The sequence below is a fragment of the Nitrosospira multiformis ATCC 25196 genome (assembly GCF_000196355.1).
Taxonomy (GTDB): Bacteria; Pseudomonadota; Gammaproteobacteria; order Burkholderiales; family Nitrosomonadaceae; genus Nitrosospira; species Nitrosospira multiformis.
This window is the reverse complement of the sequence record NC_007614.1, coordinates 1,269,796-1,289,895: the sequence shown is the minus strand read 5'-3', so window position 1 is coordinate 1,289,895 and position 20,100 is coordinate 1,269,796. Positions and strand designations below refer to the sequence as shown.

Sequence of the window (20,100 nt, the reverse complement as noted above, 5' to 3'; positions counted from 1 at the left end):
TATCACTCTCACTCGCGGACTGCAGCGAAACATTTTCCAAATGAATGACGATCAGTTGCTGCGTTACAGCCGTCACATCCTGTTGCCGGAGATAGGAATACAGGGGCAGGAAGCCTTGATCCGGTCGCATGTACTGGTAGTCGGGGCGGGAGGACTCGGCTCTCCTGCCAGCATGTACCTTGCCTCGAGCGGAGTCGGCACGCTCACTATCTGTGACAATGACAGGGTTGACCTGACCAACCTCCAGCGCCAGATCATTCACGGTACAGACGACATTGGCGCACCAAAAACACACTCTGCCAGAAAAACTCTTGCGAAAATCAACCCTGAAGTCGAAGTGATCGAACTCGACGAGCGTATGGATGAAAAAAGATTGCTGCAACTGGTCGGAGACGCCGACGTGGTCGTGGACGCAAGCGATAACTTTTCCACCCGTTATGCTATCAACCATTCTTGTGTCCTTCTCCGCAAGCCGCTCGTATCAGGTGCAGCCGTGCGTTTTGAGGGGCAAATCGCGGTATTCGATCTCAGGCACCCAGACAATCCATGCTATCACTGCTTGTTTCCAGCAGGCGGGGAAGATCAGGACATGCGCTGCGGGGTGATGGGCGTGCTTGCACCGCTGGTAGGAATCATTGGCTGCATGCAGGCTGCAGAAACACTAAAAATTCTCACCAACGCCGGCCAAACCTTGAACGGCCGCCTGCTTACGCTGGACGGTCTTGCCATGAAATGGAAATCATCCGAACTGAGAAAGGATCCAGGGTGCGAGGTTTGCGGAAACCCAGCGTAGCGCTTGCGTTCCGAGGGGGCCGAGGAACCCAGCGCATACCCCTCCCGGCGGTTTCACCAGGCACCCCTTTCGCACCGATTTAAACAGTGCTGTGGGGCTTCGGAAAAGGCAAGGTTTCCACCGAAGACACAGTCTTGAAAAGCCAAAGCGGCTTACTCACCTACAACTACAGTGTTTTGGTGCAATATATTGCGATGGCGTAATGAGGAAGCATTGCTCCTCGAAGAAAAGGCAGAAGAAGGATTGCAATCCTCCCAATACAGCATTGCTACGAAACCACCTGCCCGAAGGAATTGCTGGAAACTATTTCTCTAAACTGTGCTTCCCAATATTCCATCGGATCGCGTTTGAAACCGCTTTTGGCAAACTGGTGCCAACGGCCCACAACATAACATAGCAGCATATTTGCGTGAGCGGATACGTCCAGATCCTCTACTATTTCCCGCTGGCTTACTGCAAAACGTAATGCCTGCTTGAGCGTTGCCTCCAGACGGTCGTGCAGTTGGGTGACGCGATTTTGCAAACGCTCATTCTCGTTTATCAAAGCATCCCCAATCAACACTCTGGTCATTCCAGGATTTTTCTTTGCAAAACCAAGCAATAGAGCAAGAATGCCTTCGATCTGCCTGATGCCGCTTTTTTCTTCCGCTACCATCTTATTGATGAAAGTGAACAGGGTCTTTTCTATGAACTCGATCAAACTGTCAAACATTTGTGCTTTGCTGGCGAAATGACGGTAAAGCGCAGCCTCGGAAACATCCAGCTTAGCCGCCAGAGCCGCCGTGGTAATTTTACCTGCCCTAGGCTCTTCCAGCATCTCTGCCAGAACCTGCAGAATCTGATCTTTTCTTTCCCCAGGCCTGCCCGTCATTGATTCCTCGCTTCAATACCGAATTTCAAGCTCTGCCACCTATTATAACTACCGCGCGACATGGATGGGCTGCAGTGCGTGAGATGAGATTGTAAAAACGATATCTGATATCGCCGTCAAAGATCCACTCCTTCCCAGAAACGTCCGGCAACTCCCTCCTCAAAGGGAATCCATAAGGATCTGGACGAAATATTTGCCAGGGGTAACAGTTTGCCTCCCGGATTTGCCATGAAGCAGTAAATCAGTTCGCCTTTATGAGTGTTCCAACTCCCTCATCCGTCAGCACTTCGAGCAATAATCCGTGTTCGACGCGTCCATCGATGATGTGGCATGTTTTGACACCACTCTTGACTGCGTCCAGGGCAGAACTGATCTTGGGAATCATTCCCCCTGAAATGGTGCCATCGGCAATTAGCTCATCCACTTCCTGTGCAGTCAACCCTGTCAGTAAACTGCCATCCTTGTTCAGCACCCCCGGTGTGTTGGTAAGAAGTATCAGTTTTTCCGCGTTCAAAACCAGCGCCAGTCCCCCGGCGACTAGGTCAGCATTGATATTATAGGATTCGCCGCGGCTGCCCACCCCGACCGGGGCGATTACCGGGATGAAATCGCGGGTCTCGAGCAACTCGATCAGAGCGGGATCGATGCCCTCGATTTCTCCGACCTGGCCGAGATCAACCCATTCTTGCCCTCTCTCCTTGTCACGCACCAGCATTTTTTTTGCGCGGATAAAGCTGCCATCCTTGCCTGTCAGGCCGACTGCACGCCCCCCATGCTGATTGATGAGATTGACGATTTCCTTGTTGATCAGCCCCAGCACCATCTCGACGACATCCATGGTTTCGGCATCGGTAACACGCATGCCCTGAATGAAGGCACCCTGCTTGCCGACCCGCTTCAACATATCGTTGATCTGGGGACCTCCCCCGTGCACGATTACCGGGTTCATGCCAACCACTTTCAGCAGCGCTACGTCATGAGCGAAACACTTTTTGAGATTCTCTTCCGTCATGGCGTTGCCACCATACTTGATGACGATGGTTTTCCCGTGAAAGCGCTGGATATAAGGTAGTGCCTCAGCCAGAATTTTTGCTTTGTCTTGTGAAGAAGGTTGAGATGGCATGTCTTATTGAGGAAATTTTCTGCGCTATTTTACCTTGAGTAGCGCGCTGCCGGGTTTCAAAAATTCGATACTCTCGACGGCATTAACATGACATAGGAGGCTATCTCAGAGATTGCTTCCATCGCGATACAGCGAGCGGATTCAATTGGCAGGACCCAGATAAGGCCCTCGCCGATCTTGCCGGTACGGCCTTCACGCATGATAACGTCGGTAATGCTGTCGACCATGGTGATCAGCAACAAGGGTGCAAGGCATGACTTTTCCGGCGAAATCAGTGAGTGCGTGCCTCCCTCAGGGTGGGATTGTCGATGAGCGCAGGAGCGGAGAGTCCCTTTGCTTCAAGCACTGTCAAGCCGGGAAAGCCTGGAATAGCGCGCAATCCCCGCCGCAATTCATGCAGCCGCTCCGGGCAGCATATCGCACGAATTTCCTTCATCTTGATTCCTCCTCAGATTTCTACCGGCTTTTCGTCGAACCAGCGGTATAACGTCGGCAATACTACCAGTGTCAGCAGGGTTGAAGTGATCAATCCACCGATGACTACCACGGCGAGGGGACGCTGCACTTCCGAACCCGGACCGGTCGCGAAGAGAAACGGTATCAAGCCAAGCATCGCAACTGTTGCTGTCATCAAAACTGGGCGGAAGCGTTGCTCACAGCCCTTGATAACCGATTCCGCAACGCTTGCTCCCTGTTCGCGCAGTTTCCGGATATAGGAAATCAGCACGACCCCATTCAGCACTGCAATACCCCACAACGCGATAAAACCTACGGAGGCCGGCACTGAAAGATATTCGCCAGTGACAAAAAGTCCTATGACGCCGCCGATGGACGCAAATGGCAGCACGAGGATGATGAGTCCGGCGAGTTTGATCGAATTGAACAGCACAAACAGCAGGAAGAAAATCGCAGCGATGGTAAGCGGGACTATTATCGAAAGTGTTTCCATCGCGCGTTCCATGTTCTCGAACTGGCCACCCCAGACAAAGTAATAGCCTGTCGGCAGTTGCACTTCCTTCGCGATGCGCTGCTGCACTTCTTCAACAAAGCCTCCGAGATCGCGTTCATGCACATTAACCCCTACCACCACCCGCCGTTTCGCATATTCACGGGATACCTGTGCCGGCCCATCGACAATACGAATATCCGCAACGGCGCTTAGCGGTACCAGGATGCCTCCATTTGCCAAGGCGCCGTTCGCGCCACGTACGCCAGCCCGCCGCAGAAGAAGATCACGAATCGACTCCACGTCATCGCGAAACCGCTCCGGAAAGCGCAGAACAAGCGCTATGCGTCGTTCACGCTCGAATACGGTCGTCACCGCCTTTCCCCCGATGGCCGTCTGGATCAGTTCATTCACATCGGCAACATTGAGGCCGTGACGAGCGATCGCGTACCGGTCGATATCGATGGTCAGGGATTGCTGTCCCGATAAGCGCTCGATGCGAAGATCACGCGCACCCCGTACAGACTTCAGAATGCGTGCTACCTGTTCAGACAATTCGCGCAACTTTTCCAGATCATCGCCAAAAATTTTGAGGGCAACCTCCGAGCGTACACCGGTCACCATCTCGTCAACACGTTGTGCGATAGGTTGAGACAAGACGATGGATACACCGGGTAAGACCGTCAGAACCTTGCGAATGTCCTCCTCGACTTCCGCCTGGGTTCGCCCGGATTCCGGATCCAGTGCAGCAATGGGATCAGACTCGTTCTGCGAGGCGGGGTCAGCGGGAGACTCTCCCCGGCCAAGCTTAGATACAACGGTCTTGACACCCGGCACTGCCGCAATCAACGCCATTGCCTCCGATTCGATCTCGATAGCTTCATCCAGCGATATTGAGGGGACACGGATGATGACAGGCGTAATGGAACCCTCCTGCATGGTCGGGATGAAGGATTTACCGAGGAGCGGGAACAAAGAAAACGATAATGCGAGCAGGCCGATGGCAGTGAGGATCGTTATTTTCTCGTGCGCCAAGGCAGAATTCAGCAACCGATGATAGGCCTTCTTGAGGAAGGCTATGATCCGCGTGTCTTTATCGGCGCCACCCTTGAGAATGTAGGCACAGAGCACGGGTGAAAGCGTCAATGATACGATCAGCGATACAGCCAATGCAATGGCGATGGTGAGTGCAAGCGGACTGAACATCTTGCCCTCCATGCCCTGCAACGCCATAAGCGGAAGAAACACCAGAATGATGATGCAAATACCGAAAATCACCGGCGTTCCCACCTCGACGACGGCATCGAGGATGCTCTGCAGCTTCGACTCCCGGGTGCCGCTCGCATGGCCAAGGCGATGATAGACATTTTCCACCACTACCACGGTGGAATCGACCATCAAACCAATGGCGATGGCAAGCCCTCCGAGCGACATCAGGTTGGCGGAAATCTCCTGCTGGTTCATCACCATAAAGGTGATCAGCGGTGTGATGATCAGCGTCGCCACGACGATCAGACTGGAACGGACATCCCCCAGAAATATGAACAATACGACCACAACCAGAAAAATGCCTTCCATCAGCACTTTGCTGACCGTCCACAATGCAGCATCCACGAGGTCGGTACGATCATAGAATGGAACGATCTGGAGACCCCCCGGCAGCAGCTTGCGATCATTGATTTCGGCAACCTTTGCCTTTATCCGCCCGACAATTTCCTTCGCATTCCCACCCCGCAGCATCATCACAATAGCCGCGACGGACTCGGTATATCCGCCCTTGATGCTCGCGCCCTGCCGCACTTCCGCCCCGAATTTCACCTCGGCGACATCCCGTACGAACACGGGGACGCCGTCGACTTCTTTCAGAACAATGTTTCTGATGTCATCCAAAGACTGGATCAGTCCGACACCCCTGATCAGGTACTGCTCGGCATGCAGGGGCAATAGATTGCCGCTCGAGTTGGCGTTATTGCTCGCGATCGCCTGATCCACCTGCGCCAAGGTCAGATCGTAGTGACGCAGGCGATCAGGATTGACCAGCACATGATATTGCTTGACGTAACCCCCCTGCGAATTGATTTCGGCCACCCCCTGCACCGAACGCAACAACGGCCGTACTACCCAGTCCTGTATGGTGCGCCGCCGCGTCAGCTCCTCCACTGAAAGCGCTTTCTTGCCGTCATCGGGATGCTCCAGGGTATATTGATAGACTTCCCCCAGGCCGGTAGTGACAGGGCCAAGTACCGGGGTAATACCGGGAGGCATCTTGCTGGCAACCTCCAGCAACCGCTCCATTACCAGCTGGCGCGCAAAATAGACATCGGTCTGATCGGTGAAAACCAACGTGATGAGCGATATTCCGCTCTTGTTCAGAGAGCGCATTTCCACCAGGCCGGGCAATCCGGTCATTGCAATTTCCACCGGTACGGTGACAATACGCTCGATCTCTTCGGGGCTGCGGCCCGGCGCCTCGGTGGCGACCTGCACCTGCACGTTGGTCACGTCTGGAAAGGCATCTACCGACAGCTTGGTTGAGGCGTGCATGCCGGCAGCCACCAGCCCCAGCGCGATGACCACCACTATCAGGCGTTGCTTGAGCATCACGCGAACGATTGATGCCAGCATGGATTATTCCAGTTCGGCGAGCTTGCGCTCGTTTTCCAGGTGAAATGCGCCGTCGACCACGATGGTCTGGTCGATGGAAAGGCCTTTCAGCACAGGGCGCATATCCCCTACCTCTGCACCCAGTTCGACAGGAACGCGAAGGAACCGGTTGTCGCCCTGGGCAAGAAATACATAATCCTGATTGTTTTCGCGCACCACCGCTGTCTCCGGCACCACCAGACTTTCAACGGGGTTGTCCAGAATATGCATGCTCGCGAGCATGGCGGGCTTGAGCTTCCTCCGCGGGTTTTCTACAACGGTGCGCACCATCACAGTCCTCGTCAACGGATTCACGGTATCGGCGACGAAGATGATCAAACCGTCGAAGCTGATATTTCCCAGCGCCGGAACATGAATCTCCACGTGCTGGCCCACCTGCACATCGCGCGCAATCTGCTCCGGTACGTCACCCACGACCCAAACGGAAGAAAGATCGGCAACCTGAAACAACAGGTCGGAGGGCTGGACTACCTGTCCAATGGCTACATTCCGTTCGATAACGGTGCCCGGCTTGGAGGTCTTGATCGCTACTGACGGCATGATGGTTCCCTCTTTTCCGAGCTTGTTTATGGCTCTGCTGCCCATGCCCAGCAAGCGCAGTTGATCTGCTGCCGCCCCCAGTTCTGCCTGTGAAACCTGCAGTTCAGACTCGCGCCGCTGCATTTCCGCCACGCTGATGACATCCGCGGCGAGCAAGTGGCGCGCCCGCTCGGCTGCTTTTTCCGCCAGGGTTTCAAGGGAGAATGCCCGCAGGTAAGCCAGTTGCGCCTGGGTCAGCTCCGGACTGGAAATACGGGCGAGCTCGGCGCCCGCCTCGACATTGTCACCCAGCATGGCGTACACATCGATAATCCGGCCGGTGACGTTGGCCCCGACACGGACCAGCCTGTGCTCATCCACCTCGACCTGGCTCGGCGCCTGCAGCTTGTCGGCGATATTGATCAAGGTGGGTTCCCCAACCTTGACATGATGCGTCTTTTCAGGCTCAAGCGTGACGAGATCCGGGTTTTCCGGCTCTTCTTTGACAGTCTCCTCCTTGTCTGCAGGCTTCCCGCCCCCGCAACCAGCAATAAGCAATACAAGCATGATGCCGATTAACGGCAGGGTGATTTTCATTCGAGGTCTTCCTTGGGATAATAGGCTCGCAGGCGATCGATCTCTGTAACCGCAGCCTGCAAATCGAAGCGCGCCTGCAGGAGATCCGAAAGCACGCCGCGCAGCACGCGCTGCGTATCGAGCACTTCGATCAGGCCCCGTTCGCCAAACCGATAGGCTGCCTGCGCAATTTCCAGAGCGTTTTCCGCTTCCTTCACCAATCCGCCTTCGAACATGTCCACTCTGCGCTGGGCGATCTGCTTGGCCTGCCAGGCGGATTCAAGCAACTGCCCTATTTCGAAGCGCCGAAACTCCAGTATCCCGCGCGCCCGCTCGGAATCCGCTACAGCGGCGTTGATCTCCCCACGCCGCCGATAAAACAAAGGGATGGTTACGTTTACGCCTGCCAGGTTCGAGGTGTATTGCGCCTCCTGAAAATTGCTGAGCAATACCGTTAACGATGGCAGCACCGCCGCACGTTCCTGGTCGATTCGCCGCCGGGCCCGCTTCCATTCGGCCTCCAGGCGCGTCACCTCGGGATTGACTGCAGGCACAGTTTCGCGCAGTTCTTCGAGAGGAGGAAGGTTTACGGACTCTGTCAGCGACCCCGTTACCTGGAAATCAGGCTGCAAAGCACCAGCGGTAAGCTGAATCAGGGCTATGCGAGCCCTCTGCGCATTCAACTGCGCCGCTTCCTTACGCGAAGCTGCGGCCAGAACTTCCGTTTCGGCCCTGATCAGTTCGAAGCGCGGCGCCTCCCCCACATCGACACGCATCCTGACGCGGCGACGTATTTCCTCCATCAAATCGGAAACGCTTGCCTCCACTCGCGCCACTTCCTGACGCAGGATCAGTTCATAGGCGGCAACCCGCAGTTGCGCCGCCAAATCGGCCCTCACCTGCTCCAGGCCTGCATGACTGGCATCCACTCCTGCTTCTGCCGAGTCGATGCGCGCGCTCCGCAGGAACGGATTCTCGATCGTCTGAGATATAGTAAATTGACGGTGGCTGTTTGCAGGCAAGGCCTGCGGCACGACCCGCGCATGCTGGGGGCCTGCCATGAAGGTGAGTTGCGGGTTGGGGTAAGCCGAAGCACCCACCACACCCGCTTCCGCAGCTTTTATTTGGAAATTGGCTGCCTGCACCAGGCCATTGGCCCTCAATCCCAGTCGCTGCAACTCCTCAATGGTGAGAACTTGGGAAGGTGGCGTCGTTGGCGTTGGCATGGTCGGACCCGGTGCGGCAGGAGCCAGCAAGCCGGGTACCCGTCCCGTTGCCGGTCCGGGCACGGTTGGACCGGGTGCAGTGGCCGGCGGCAGCGCCGGCGACCGGGGTGCAGGCATGACAGGGGGCGCGGGGGCGGGCGCCATAGCTGGCGGAAGCGCCGGAGGCGGGGTAATGGCAGGAATCGTCGAAGGCTCCAGAGCCAAGGCCGGCGGGAGTGGCGAAACAAGAATCAGGGTCGACAAAATACGGCAAAGACGTGATATATGCATGTACTACCCGTTGAATTCTTCGAGGCGACGCCTGAACGATCGCACTGCATACGTTGAGGCTGCGGGAAAGAGGGTTTCAACAACCGGAACAAGAACGCCAGCAGCACTGTTATCGATGGAAACGGCGAAAGGAACATCAACAAAAGCGAATGCGGAATAAACAGATGACGGCACCAAGCTCATCGGATTTAGTCTAGATGAGAAATTGCATCAAGGAAAGTAGTATCTTGCTGATGATATAATCGGTTTTAACGAAGTATTGTATTCGCTTGCATATCGATGCTTAATTACAAGCAATTGAATTATTTCTGGGCAGTGGCCAAGGCAGGCAGCATTGTCCGCGCAAGCGAACGCCTGAATCTCACGCCCCAGACTCTGAGCGGCCAGATCGGATTATTGGAAGACGCGCTGGGGGTGCCACTTTTTTTACGAGTGGGGAGACGCCTTGAATTGACCGAAACAGGACGACTTGCCCTCTCGTATGCCGACGAAATCTTTCAGATTGGAAATGAACTGGAAGAAGCATTGCGGGCCCGCCCGGAACGTCATGCGATTCCATTCCGGGTGGGTGTCGACGATGCCGTCCCCAAGTCCATCGCCTACCGATTGTTAACGCCTGCCATGGGACTTGCTTCGCCTGTACGCATTGTCTGCCGCGAGGACAAACTGGCGCGTTTGCTGGTGGAATTGGCGATCCAGCGAGTCGATCTGATACTTGCCGACCGCCCCATGCCGGATGAAGCGAATGTGAAAGGCTACAGCCATAAGCTGGGAAACTGCGGCATTACATTTTTTGCCGCGCCGTGTCTTGCAAAAACCTTCAAAAAAAAATGGCCTCATGTTCTTGATGCGGCCCCCTTGCTCATTCCCGGTAAAGACGCCGCCATACGGCTACCATTGATGCGATGGTTCGACGTGCACCAACTCCGCCCCCACATCGTGGGAGAGTTCGACGATAGCGCATTGATGCAGGCATTCGGACAGGCCGGCATCGGCATTTTCATTGCACCATCCGTAATAGCTGACGAGGTGCAGCGTGAACATGGCGTTGTTGTTGTCGGCTGCACCGACGAGGTTACCGAACAGTTTTACGCCATCTCCCTGGAACGCCGTCTCACACACCCCGCCGTCGTCGCCATCAACGACACAGCCCACCGGGAGCTATTCGCGACCCTGGCTGCCTCCTGACCCGGATATTTCACCCGGATCATGGGAGAGGGACAAGGTGTTCCGGGTGCAGATTTGCGCATCCCGCGCCGAACCAATAGCCAGGACTATTGGCGCGAGGCAGGAGCGCAAAGATGCCGCAAAACACCCGGCAGGATACGTGAGGGCCGAGGGTACAAACGGATTTTCAGGCTTGGTTGATCAAATACCCGTTTTCATACCGCTTTCCGATCTCCTGCCCGTTTGGGGAAATATCCTGCCAATTATTCCTTGCTCCCCGTGCTCAGGAACAACTGATTGATACGTTTGACAAAACTGGCAGGATCCTCCAGTTGCCCGCCCTCGGCCAACAGCGCTTGGTCGAACAAAATGTGGCTCCAGTCGGCGAAATGAGTCTCCTCCGATTTCAGGCGCTCTACCATGGGATGGTACGGATTGATTTCCAGGATAGGTTTGGTATGCGTGACCTTCTGCCCGGCAGACTTAAGCAGCCGCTCCAGATTTCCGCTCATGTCATGGGTTTCCGTCACCAGGCAGGCGGGGGACTCGGTCAGACGCAAGGTGATCCGCACATCCTTTACCTGCTCGCCGAGCACTTCTTTTATTTTCTCGGTGAGTTCCTTGTATTCACCCGCTTCTTTTTCCTGTTCCTTTTTCTCCGCCTCGTCCTCCAGTTTACCCAGATCGAGACTGCCCTTTGCTACGGACTGCAGGTGTTTACCCTCGAACTCAGGCAGATTTGCCACCAGCCACTCATCCACGCGATCGAACAGTAGAATGACTTCAATGTCTTTCTTGCGGAAAATTTCGAGGTGTGGACTGCTTTTAGCCGCCGTGAGACTGTCGGCGGTGACATAGTAGATCTTCTCCTGCCCGTCCTTCATGCGCCCCACATAATCGCTCAGGGAGACGTCCTGCTCTTCCGAATCGGAATGGGTAGAAACAAAGCGCAGCAGCTTGGCAATGCGCTCGCGGTTGGCATAGTCTTCCGCTACCCCCTCTTTCATCACCTGTCCGAATTCCTTCCAGAAGGTCTTGAATTTGGCCTTCCCTTCGTCGGTTTCGCTTTGCGCCAGGTCGTCGAGTAATCCCAGCACCTTTTTCACCGAGCCGGCCCGCATGGCTTCAATGTCCTTCGATTCCTGCAATATCTCGCGGGAAACATTCAGTGGCAGATCATTCGAATCTATTATTCCTCGTACGAAACGCAGGTAATTGGGCAGCAACTGTTTGGCATCATCCATGATGAATACTCTTCTGACATACAGTTTGATGCCGTGGCGGGATTCGCGGTCATACAGATCGAACGGGGCGCGGGAAGGAACGTAGAGCAGTTGTGTATATTCCTGCTTGCCCTCTACCCTGGCATGCACATACGCCAGCGGAGGTTCGAAATCATGCGCGACATGCTTGTAGAATTCGTTGTACTGCTCTTCGCTGATCTCGTTTTTCGGCCGCGCCCACAAGGCACTTGCCTGGTTGATGGTTTCGTCTTCTTCCGTAACGGTGTTTTCATTTTTTTCCTGGGACCATTCCTCTTTTTTCATCACGATGGGAAGGGTGATATGGTCCGAGTACTTGCGGATGATGGAGCGGAGCCGCCATCCATTGAGCAGTTCATCCTCTCCTTCGCGCAAATGCAAGGTTACCTCAGTGCCACGGCCAGGTTTATCGATTGTCTCAAGGGTGTAATCTCCCTCACCGCCCGATTCCCAGCGAACCCCGTGTTCGTGCGTCAGGCCCGCGCGCCGTGTGGTAAGCGTCACTTTGTCAGCAACAATGAATGCGGAATAAAAACCCACCCCGAACTGGCCGATCAGGTGCGCATCCTTGGCCTGGTCGCCGGTTAGTGCGTCGAAGAATTCTCGTGTGCCGGATTTGGCAATAGTACCGATATGGTCTATCACCTCCTGCCGCGACATGCCGATGCCATTATCGGCAACAGTAATGGTGCGTGCCTCCTTATCGTAACTTACACGTATTTTCAGATCCGAATCAGATTCGTACAGCGCCCCGTCGGTCAAGGCTTCGAACCGCAGCTTGTCGGCAGCATCCGACGCGTTGGAAATCAGTTCGCGCAAGAAAATTTCCTTGTTACTATACAGGGAATGGATCATCAGCTTGAGGAGTTGCTTGACCTCGGTCTGAAAATTCAAATGTTCTTTTGTAGCCGTTGCTTCCATTGTTTTCCTCCAAAAAAAATGCAATAAAATAAATAAGGGCAAATCCGGGATTTTCAAGTTGAAAAGCTTCATACCGATCATTTTCCGCGCTATCTCTCTGCCCTATTCCTTCATTTGCCGCATACACTCGATTTGATTTCTGAATATCGTTAAACCGGAGTCTGACCATGCCCATCACAAAAATTCTCATACGTTTCATGGCCACTTGCCTGCTCTGTTATGGCTTACCTGCGATGGCAGACAGCAAAACCGGCAAGCTGCCGCTGGACAAGATCAAGTTACCGGCCGGATTTTCGATCGAAGTGTGGGCTGAAGTACCGAACGCGCGGGGACTGGCACTGGGAAAAAACGGCACGGTGTTTGCAGGCTCGATGGACGAGGGGAATGTCTATGCCATCAGGGACAATGGAGGGGAGCGTGAAGTAAAAACCATCGCCAGAGGGCTTAATCTTCCCATAGGGGTCGCCTTTCGCGATGGCGCGTTATATGCCTCCTCGGTCGACCGCATCCTGCGTTTTGACGGTATTGAGGAAAAACTCGATCAGCCCGGAAAACCGTACGTTGTCACCGAACGATTTCCCAACGAGAAACACCATGGGGGCAGATATATAGGTTTTGGCCCGGATGGTCTTCTGTATGTGGCGGTGGGCGCTCCATGCAATGTCTGCGAAACGGAGCCGGAGAAGTTTTCGCTGATTTCCCGCATCAATCCGGATGGCTCGAACTATGAGGTCTTCGCATACGGGATACGAAACTCGGTAGGATTCGATTGGCATCCCGAAACAAAGGAATTGTGGTTTACCGATAACGGTCGGGACTGGATGGGAGACAACTTGCCGCCGGACGAACTCAACCGTGCGCCAAAAAAGGGAATGCATTTCGGCTATCCCTACTGCCATTCCGACGACATCCTTGACCCGAAATACGGTGCAAAGCGGGATTGCCGCAAGCTCGTTTCACCCGCAGCGAAACTTCCCCCGCACGCAGGCGCCCTGGGGATGCGCTTCTATACAGGGACCATGTTTCCTCCCCAATATCGCAACAGCATCTTTATAGCCGAACATGGCTCATGGAACCGGCGCAATAAAATCGGCTACCGCATCGAGTTCGCAAAGATAAAGAACAACAAGGTGATAAAGCAGGAAGTGTTTGCCGAAGGCTGGCTGGAAAATGAAAAAAATTGGGGAAGACCCGTGGATGTGCTGGTGATGCCGGACGGGGCACTGCTCGTGTCGGATGATTTCGCCGGGGTGATTTATCGGATCAGCTACAGGAAACCTTGAGCAGGCAATGCAAAACGAGCGCAACCAACAATTCCGGGCAGCCTTCATTTGAGTGACCGGTGTGGGAACAGCAGATAATTCGGCTCCAAATGATTTCTCCACGCTTTCTCCTGAACGCGTGTTGCATGCTTTGGAAAGCTTGGGTTTCCACAGCGATGGACGGCTGCTGGCACTCAACAGCTACGAGAACCGCGTCTACCAAATCGGCCTCGAAAACGGTGCGCCAGTCATAGCAAAATTCTACCGCCCGGAACGCTGGACGAACAACGCCATTCTCGAGGAACACGCGTTCGTGCGGGAACTGGCCGAGCACGAAATTCCTGTAGTACCCCCATTGGTGCTGCAAGGAATATCGCTGCATTATTTTGAGGGATTTCGTTTCACTGTTTTTCCAAGGCATGGTGGTCGCGCGCCCGAACTGGAAGATCCCCATACCCTGGAATGGATGGGGCGCTTCCTAGGACGTATCCATGCGGTTGGCGCACTGAATCCCTTTCTTGAACGCCCGGAATTGAATATCGCCAACTTCGGCGAACAACCCCGCGACTATCTGTTGGCACATGGATTCGTTCCGCCTGATATTGAGGCTGCCTATCGCAGTGCCGTGAATCAGGCGTTAGACAGTGCACGGCACTGTTTTGGACGCGCAGGTAAAGTACGCGCGTTACGCCTGCACGGGGACTGTCATGCAGGCAATGTTTTGTGGACTGACGATGGACCGCACTTCGTCGATTTTGACGACAGCCGCATGGGACCAGCAGTACAGGACTTGTGGATGCTGTTATCCGGCGAACGGGCCGACATGAGGAAGCAGTTGGACAGCGTGCTGGCCGGGTATGAAAACTTCTTCGATTTCGACGAAAGGGAATTGCATCTGGTCGAGGCGTTACGCACTCTGCGCTTGATCCACTACGCGGCGTGGCTTGCACAGCGATGGGACGACCCTGCTTTCAAGCGAGCGTTTCCCTGGTTCAACACCCAACGCTACTGGCAGGATCGCATTCTCGAATTGCGGGAGCAGATCGCCCTTATGGATGAACCGCCGCTATGACAGGATTTACAGGCATGATCGTTGCTCCCAAGTTTATTGTTCCACATGCACCCGATCATGATCATGGAAAATTGAAGTTTCCATTTTAAGTCTTTATGACAAGTTTATATGAATGCAAAAACGACGTCCTGTCCGTGCGGTTACACGGAGATAACAGCGAGACCAGCGGGAACTCGGCAGGCTCGTCCTTCCGCGAATAGCGGCAAAAAGTATGCTGACTGCTGCGGCCGCTACCTGGATGACGGCGAAACAGTTCCCACAGCGGAAGCATTGATGCGTTCGCGCTATACTGCATACGCCCTCGGTCGTGAAGAATACCTGCTGGCGACCTGGAATCAAGACACGCGCCCAGCATCACTTGGATTGGAAAATAAACAGCATGAAAAATGGCTGGGACTGGAAGTGAAACTTCATGAACAGCCAGGGCCGGATCACGCCATGGTGGAATTCGTGGCACGTTACAAGGTGGATGGGCGCGCGCACCGTTTGCATGAAATCAGCCGCTTCGTGCGTAAGAACGGGCAATGGTTCTATGTGGACGGCGATATTATAAGATCTTGAGGCTTAAAAATGATATCGCGTACCTGGAACACCGAGCGGTTATTTCCCCGTGGAATATCCGGACGCTACAAAATTTCGAACGCCAGGCCCCATATTTGCCCCTTTGGAGGTCATGTGGGATATCAGCTTGAGCTTGAATCCAGCGTTCATCGTCTTCACCCGTCGCGTTATGCAAACAAGCCCTGAACGATATTGGATCTACTGGGTTAGCGGGTTCTGAAGGTTTAGGTTGGATAACGTGGCAATAGTTGCGCGAGAAAACGTACTTTCGAAAAGGGAGCTCCGTTTATAGATTTCCATCGCCCTCTTTAAAACGCCACGAATTTCTTTCATGGACAACTTTTTATGTTCCCGGCAGTTGTGTTGTCGGGTTAGAACAGGAGGCTTTAATTTAGAAATATACAGATCAAGATTGTTAAAACTCGAAGCTCTTTTCAAACATCCCTAGTTACGGGGGATGAAGCAGAAAAAAACAGCAAATCTGGCGGTGAATTACCGCCAAAGAATGAGACTGCCAAGCCAATATTGCGTCCAATCGGCAGCATTCATTGCTTATAAATTTGGAAGCCTGCGATTCTTCGGCGCTTCCTCAGTAAGATGCGGGAATGATTCAATTATCCATTCAAATCTGGCGGAAGGATTATCTGCTGTGGTTTCTTGCCGGACTCCTCACCGTCCTGACCATAGCGGAGCCTGCACGACTCTTTTCATATCCTGGCCTCGTAGACTGGCCCACCCTCAGTGGCGTAGCGGGATTGCTCATACTTGCCAAAGGTATTGAACTCTCCGGCTATCTGCACCGCCTCGGCAAACGACTGATAGAAATCATGCGCACCAGCCGATCCCTTGCAGTATTGCTCGTTCTGGCAGCAGCGTTACTTTCCATGGCGCTGACCAACGATGTCGCCCTGTTCATAATGGTGCCGTTGACCACGGGCTTGCATGGTGCCGGCGTGATTCCTGTGACGCGCCTCATCGTGGTCGAGGCATTGGCTGTAAATGCAGGTTCAGCTCTTACACCGATCGGCAACCCACAAAACCTGTTTTTGTGGAAAGTATCCGGTGTATCCTTTCACGAATACGTACAAGCGATGCTGCCTCTAGCGCTCATCCTCATCACCAGTCTCCTGGTGTTGATCGCATTCATGTTCGATAGCAATCGCATTCAGGTCAGGGAAGAGGTTGATATGCCAATAGCGAACAACAGGCTATTCCATTCATCCTTGATTCTCTATCTACCATTTCTGATTCTTATTGATCTCCATCAGGCGGAACTGGCGGTTTTGCTGATACTCATGGTCTTCTTTATCCGGCATCGCAGCATTCTCGGGAATGTGGATTGGGGCCTCATTCTCGTACTTGCCCTCATGTTCGTGAACATGCGCCTTATTGCTGATAGCCACACTATTCATTCATTTTTTACAGAATTGAGGCTGGACGAGCCTGAGCGGCTTTACTTTGCGGGGATCGGGCTTGCACAGATCATGAGCAATGTGCCTGCTGCAATTTTATTGGCCGGTTATTCAAGCAACTGGCAACTGATTGCCTACGCAGTGAACGTTGGGGGATTTGGCTTAGTATTGGGCTCTCTCGCCAATTTAATAGCCCTACGGCTCGCCCGGGACAGAAAAGCATGGTTGATATTTCATGCCTACTCCCTGCCATTTCTGCTCGTCACGGGTACTTTCGTCTATCTGTTGCTATTCATTGGTTAACTTCCATTGGAGTTGCCCGTTGCCGCACCTCCTCTATAAGGAAGAGAGAGCAGGCGCGGTTCTGCGTGCAATAAATGGAAACCTCTTCACGCGTCCAGATACGGAATCGTCTGCAAGCGCCGCCTGTCCCTTATGCAGGAATAGGCGGCTTGTGATGCGGAAAGGCGGATCAAGCAGATTGCTGTATCGCGTAGGTGCAGAGGGCAATAAGCGACTGGGGGAAGATGCCGAATGCGAGTATTGCGAGGCCGTTGGCGCTCAGCAATACCTTTACGTCACCTTTTGGTGCGATGACCGCATCGGTTTCAGGCTCGTCGAAATACATGAGCTTGACGATACGCAGGTAATAGAATACCCCGATCAGCGAAAGGAGCACAGCCAGCACGGCGAGCCAGGTGTACCCTGCGTTCAGCACGGCCTGAAGCACTGACAGCTTGGCATAAATGCCCACGGTGGGGGGGATGCCAGCCATGGAGAACATCAGCAGCAGCATGATAAAAGCATACCATGGATTGCGCCGGTTGAGCCCTTTGTAATCATCCAGTTTGTCGGCTTCAAAACCCGCGCGCGAGAGAAGCATGATAATGCCGAACGTACCCATTGTCATGAGCACGTAGACCACGACGTAAAACATTGCGGCACTGTAGCCGTTTTCATTCGCGCCGATAAGGCCAAGCAGCATGAACCCCATGTGCGAGATGGTGGAATAGGCCAGCATGCGCTTGATGTTGCTCTGGGCGATAGCGGCAATATTGCCGATCACCATTGACGTGATTGCAAGTATGATCAGCATGCCCTGCCAGTCGCCGGACATTGCACCCAGGCCTTCCACCAGCAGGCGCATGACAAAACCGAATGCCGCGAGCTTCGGCGCTGAACCGACAAACAGCACCACTGCTGAAGACGCTCCTTCATAAACATCGGGCGCCCACATATGGAAAGGCGCTGCGCTCAGCTTGAAACTAATGCCGGCCACAATGAAAACCAGACCGACAACCAGCACACCCCGGCTGATGATTCCGCCTTCGATCGCTTTTGTCACACTGGCGATATCAAGCGAGCCAGTGGCCCCATAAATCATCGACATGCCATACAGCAGAAAGCCGGATGCCAGAGCACCCAGGACAAAAAACTTTATTGCGGCCTCCGTGGCTCCTGCCGAGTCACGCCTCAACGCAACCATCGCATAGAGGGACAAGGAAAGGAGTTCCAACCCCAGGTAGAGTGTCATGAAGTGGGTGGCGGAAATCATGACCATCATTCCGAGGGTCGCGAACAGCGCCAGGCTGAAGAATTCTCCGCTGAGTATTCCCCGCTCCGAAATATAAGTACGGGAATAAACCAGGACTATGGAGACGGTGATATAAACCAGCATCTTGAGAATGTCGGCGAGCCTGTCATCGACAAACATGCCGGAAAACGTATGGACTGTGTCGGGTTGCAAGGTACCGAAGGTGATCAGCATGCAGCCGAACAACGTCAGTTGGGCTAAAAGATAGGCAGTGCCGGGCTTCTTGTCGCCCCAGGCAAGATCAGCCATTAATACTCCGCACACCATCACCAGAAGGAATATTTCCGGATAGGCTGGCGCGAAATTAGGCAGCATAAAATTCATTTATCATCCTTAGCCGAGTCGGAGCGCTTCACTCACTGCAATTTGCTGCGAGCAACATGCGCAAGTAAATCATCAACTGTGGTATGCATGACTTCCGTCAAGGGTAGCGGATATAGTCCCATCCCCAATACCGCCACCGCGAGTACGGTCAATACAAGAATCTCGCGCGCGCCGATATCTTTCATTTCCTCCACTGCGGGATGTACAACGGCGCCGAATATCACGCGCTTGTACATCCACAGGGTATAAGCTGCGCCTGTGATGAGCGTCGTGGCGGCCAGAAACGCATACCAGAAATTCACTTTCATCGATGCCATGATGACCATGAACTCGCCGACGAAACCGCTGGTGCCGGGCAACCCGGAGTTAGCCATGGCAAACAGCATGAAAAAAGCGGCAAAGGCAGGCATGCGGTGCGCCACTCCCCCATAATCCACGATCTGGCGGGAATGCAGCCTGTCATACATGACGCCAATACAAAGAAACATTGCAGCCGAAATAAAACCATGTGAAACCATCTGGACCATGGCGCCTTCGAGGCCGTAATTATTGAACAGGAAAAAACCGAGGGTGACGAAACCCATATGTGCCACCGATGAGTAGGCGATCAGCTTTTTCATGTCCGCCTGCACCAGGGCAACCAGGCCGATATAGACGACCGCGATCAGCGACAATGCGATCATCATGCCCGCGAGCTGGTGACTCGCATCCGGCAGGATCGGCAGCGAAAACCGCAGGAACCCGTAGCCTCCCATTTTCAGCAGGATAGCGGCAAGCACCACCGAACCTCCGGTCGGCGCTTCCACGTGCGCGTCGGGTAGCCACGTATGGACGGGCCACATGGGGACTTTGACAGCAAAAGCCAGCAGGAAGGCGATGAATATCAGGATCTGCGATGCCATCGACAACGGCAGTTTATGATATTCAAGTATCGAGAAGCTACCCTCGGAAACCTGGTAAAGATAGATGAATGCCACCAGCATCAGCAGTGAACCGAGCAGCGTATAAAGGAAAAACTTGATTGCCGCATAAACCCGGTTGGGTCCCCCCCACACGCCAATGATAAGAAACATCGGAATGAGGGAAGCTTCCCAGAAGACATAGAAGAGAATTGCATCCAGCGACGAAAAAACACCGTTGACGATGCCGGACATGATGAGAAAGGCCCCCATATACTGCGATACGCGCCGGGTAATCACTTCCCATCCCGCGATCACTACCAGAGGGGTGGTAAAAGCATTCAGCAGTATCAGGGGCATGGCGATTCCATCCACCCCGAGGTGATAGTGGACGTTGAAGCGTTCGATCCACACATGGCTCTCGACAAATTGCATAGTGCTCGTCGACGGATCGAAGCTGGTATAAAGCGGAATCGCCACCAGAAAACCCGCAATAGATCCGACGAGGGCGATCATGCGCGCAAGGGGAGCATTACGATCTCCACCGGTAGCGAGTACAGCAACACCGGCGAGGATAGGCAGCCAGATAACCAGACTTAACAGGGGGAAACCAAACAACATGTCTATTCCATTTTTTT

At 53.9% G+C, this 20,100-nt stretch carries 18 protein-coding genes; 7 read left to right on the top strand and 11 right to left on the bottom strand.

Features of this window, described 5'->3' with window-relative positions:
* The first annotated feature begins 40 nt into the window (after positions 1-40).
* A complete protein-coding gene (locus tag NMUL_RS05875; RefSeq protein ID WP_011380462.1) occupies positions 41-793 on the top strand; it encodes a HesA/MoeB/ThiF family protein in 753 nt (250 codons plus the stop codon).
* Positions 794-1,061: 268 nt separating this feature from the next.
* Here NMUL_RS05875 and slmA read toward each other — a convergent pair whose 3' ends face one another.
* The 7 genes from slmA to NMUL_RS05845 form a co-directional block, all read right to left on the bottom strand.
* Positions 1,062-1,664: a nucleoid occlusion factor SlmA gene (gene slmA / locus NMUL_RS05870; protein ID WP_011380461.1), complete on the bottom strand. Its 603-nt coding sequence runs from the start codon at positions 1,662-1,664 to the stop codon at positions 1,062-1,064.
* A gap of 241 nt (positions 1,665-1,905) precedes the next feature.
* Positions 1,906-2,787, bottom strand: coding sequence for an acetylglutamate kinase (argB, locus tag NMUL_RS05865; protein WP_011380460.1), 882 nt, complete (start codon positions 2,785-2,787; stop codon positions 1,906-1,908).
* Positions 2,788-2,843: 56 nt separating this feature from the next.
* Complete coding sequence (locus tag NMUL_RS16130) at positions 2,844-3,014, bottom strand: P-II family nitrogen regulator (protein WP_202944840.1); 171 nt, start codon at positions 3,012-3,014, stop codon at positions 2,844-2,846.
* Positions 3,015-3,058: 44 nt separating this feature from the next.
* Positions 3,059-3,223 (bottom strand): P-II family nitrogen regulator, encoded by a 165-nt coding sequence (locus NMUL_RS16125; protein ID WP_011380458.1) that lies wholly within the window; start codon positions 3,221-3,223, stop codon positions 3,059-3,061.
* Positions 3,224-3,235: 12 nt separating this feature from the next.
* Positions 3,236-6,358 (bottom strand): efflux RND transporter permease subunit, encoded by a 3,123-nt coding sequence (locus tag NMUL_RS05855; RefSeq protein ID WP_011380457.1) that lies wholly within the window; start codon positions 6,356-6,358, stop codon positions 3,236-3,238.
* Between the two features lie 3 nt (positions 6,359-6,361).
* Positions 6,362-7,513: an efflux RND transporter periplasmic adaptor subunit gene (locus NMUL_RS05850; protein ID WP_011380456.1), complete on the bottom strand. Its 1,152-nt coding sequence runs from the start codon at positions 7,511-7,513 to the stop codon at positions 6,362-6,364.
* Positions 7,510-8,718, bottom strand: coding sequence for a TolC family protein (locus NMUL_RS05845; protein ID WP_238529877.1), 1,209 nt, complete (start codon positions 8,716-8,718; stop codon positions 7,510-7,512). Before NMUL_RS05845 ends, NMUL_RS05850 begins: the two co-directional genes overlap by 4 nt.
* Between NMUL_RS05845 and NMUL_RS16285 the strand changes: the two genes are divergently transcribed.
* Together NMUL_RS16285 and nhaR are read left to right on the top strand one after the other, a co-directional pair.
* Positions 8,717-9,148 (top strand): hypothetical protein, encoded by a 432-nt coding sequence (locus tag NMUL_RS16285; protein ID WP_238529876.1) that lies wholly within the window; start codon positions 8,717-8,719, stop codon positions 9,146-9,148. The genes NMUL_RS05845 and NMUL_RS16285 overlap by 2 nt on opposite strands.
* Positions 9,149-9,267: 119 nt before the next feature.
* Positions 9,268-10,176 carry a transcriptional activator NhaR gene (gene nhaR / locus NMUL_RS05835; RefSeq protein ID WP_011380454.1) on the top strand — a complete coding sequence of 303 codons (909 nt, stop codon included), beginning with the start codon at positions 9,268-9,270 and terminating at the stop codon, positions 10,174-10,176.
* Between the two features lie 242 nt (positions 10,177-10,418).
* Here nhaR and htpG read toward each other — a convergent pair whose 3' ends face one another.
* Together htpG and NMUL_RS15920 are read right to left on the bottom strand one after the other, a co-directional pair.
* The gene (gene htpG / locus NMUL_RS05830) at positions 10,419-12,338 is read right to left on the bottom strand and encodes a molecular chaperone HtpG (RefSeq protein WP_011380453.1); all 1,920 of its coding nucleotides are present in this window, start codon (positions 12,336-12,338) and stop codon (positions 10,419-10,421) included.
* Positions 12,253-12,537, bottom strand: a complete 285-nt coding sequence (locus NMUL_RS15920) for a hypothetical protein (protein ID WP_146063198.1) — start codon at positions 12,535-12,537, stop codon at positions 12,253-12,255. The genes htpG and NMUL_RS15920 overlap by 86 nt, the downstream gene beginning before the upstream one ends.
* Here NMUL_RS15920 and NMUL_RS05825 point away from each other — a divergent pair.
* From NMUL_RS05825 to NMUL_RS05810, 4 genes are all read left to right on the top strand, one after another.
* Complete coding sequence (locus NMUL_RS05825; protein ID WP_011380452.1) at positions 12,506-13,621, top strand: PQQ-dependent sugar dehydrogenase; 1,116 nt, start codon at positions 12,506-12,508, stop codon at positions 13,619-13,621. The two genes, NMUL_RS15920 and NMUL_RS05825, sit on opposite strands and share 32 nt — an antisense overlap.
* Before the next feature lie 61 nt (positions 13,622-13,682).
* On the top strand, positions 13,683-14,672 hold the full coding sequence (locus NMUL_RS05820) for a serine/threonine protein kinase (RefSeq protein ID WP_011380451.1): 990 nt from the start codon (positions 13,683-13,685) through the stop codon (positions 14,670-14,672).
* Between the two features lie 108 nt (positions 14,673-14,780).
* The gene (locus NMUL_RS05815; RefSeq protein WP_011380450.1) at positions 14,781-15,233 is read left to right on the top strand and encodes a YchJ family protein; all 453 of its coding nucleotides are present in this window, start codon (positions 14,781-14,783) and stop codon (positions 15,231-15,233) included.
* A gap of 605 nt (positions 15,234-15,838) precedes the next feature.
* Complete coding sequence (locus NMUL_RS05810) at positions 15,839-16,948, top strand: SLC13 family permease (RefSeq protein ID WP_011380449.1); 1,110 nt, start codon at positions 15,839-15,841, stop codon at positions 16,946-16,948.
* 169 nt (positions 16,949-17,117) lie between these two features.
* On the opposite strand, the gene nuoN is transcribed toward NMUL_RS05810, so the two are convergent.
* Both nuoN and NMUL_RS05800 read right to left on the bottom strand, forming a co-directional pair.
* Positions 17,118-18,563 carry an NADH-quinone oxidoreductase subunit NuoN gene (gene nuoN, locus NMUL_RS05805; protein ID WP_011380448.1) on the bottom strand — a complete coding sequence of 482 codons (1,446 nt, stop codon included), beginning with the start codon at positions 18,561-18,563 and terminating at the stop codon, positions 17,118-17,120.
* Between the two features lie 32 nt (positions 18,564-18,595).
* A complete protein-coding gene (locus NMUL_RS05800) occupies positions 18,596-20,083 on the bottom strand; it encodes an NADH-quinone oxidoreductase subunit M (RefSeq protein ID WP_011380447.1) in 1,488 nt (495 codons plus the stop codon).
* Between the last annotated feature and the right edge of the window lie 17 nt (positions 20,084-20,100).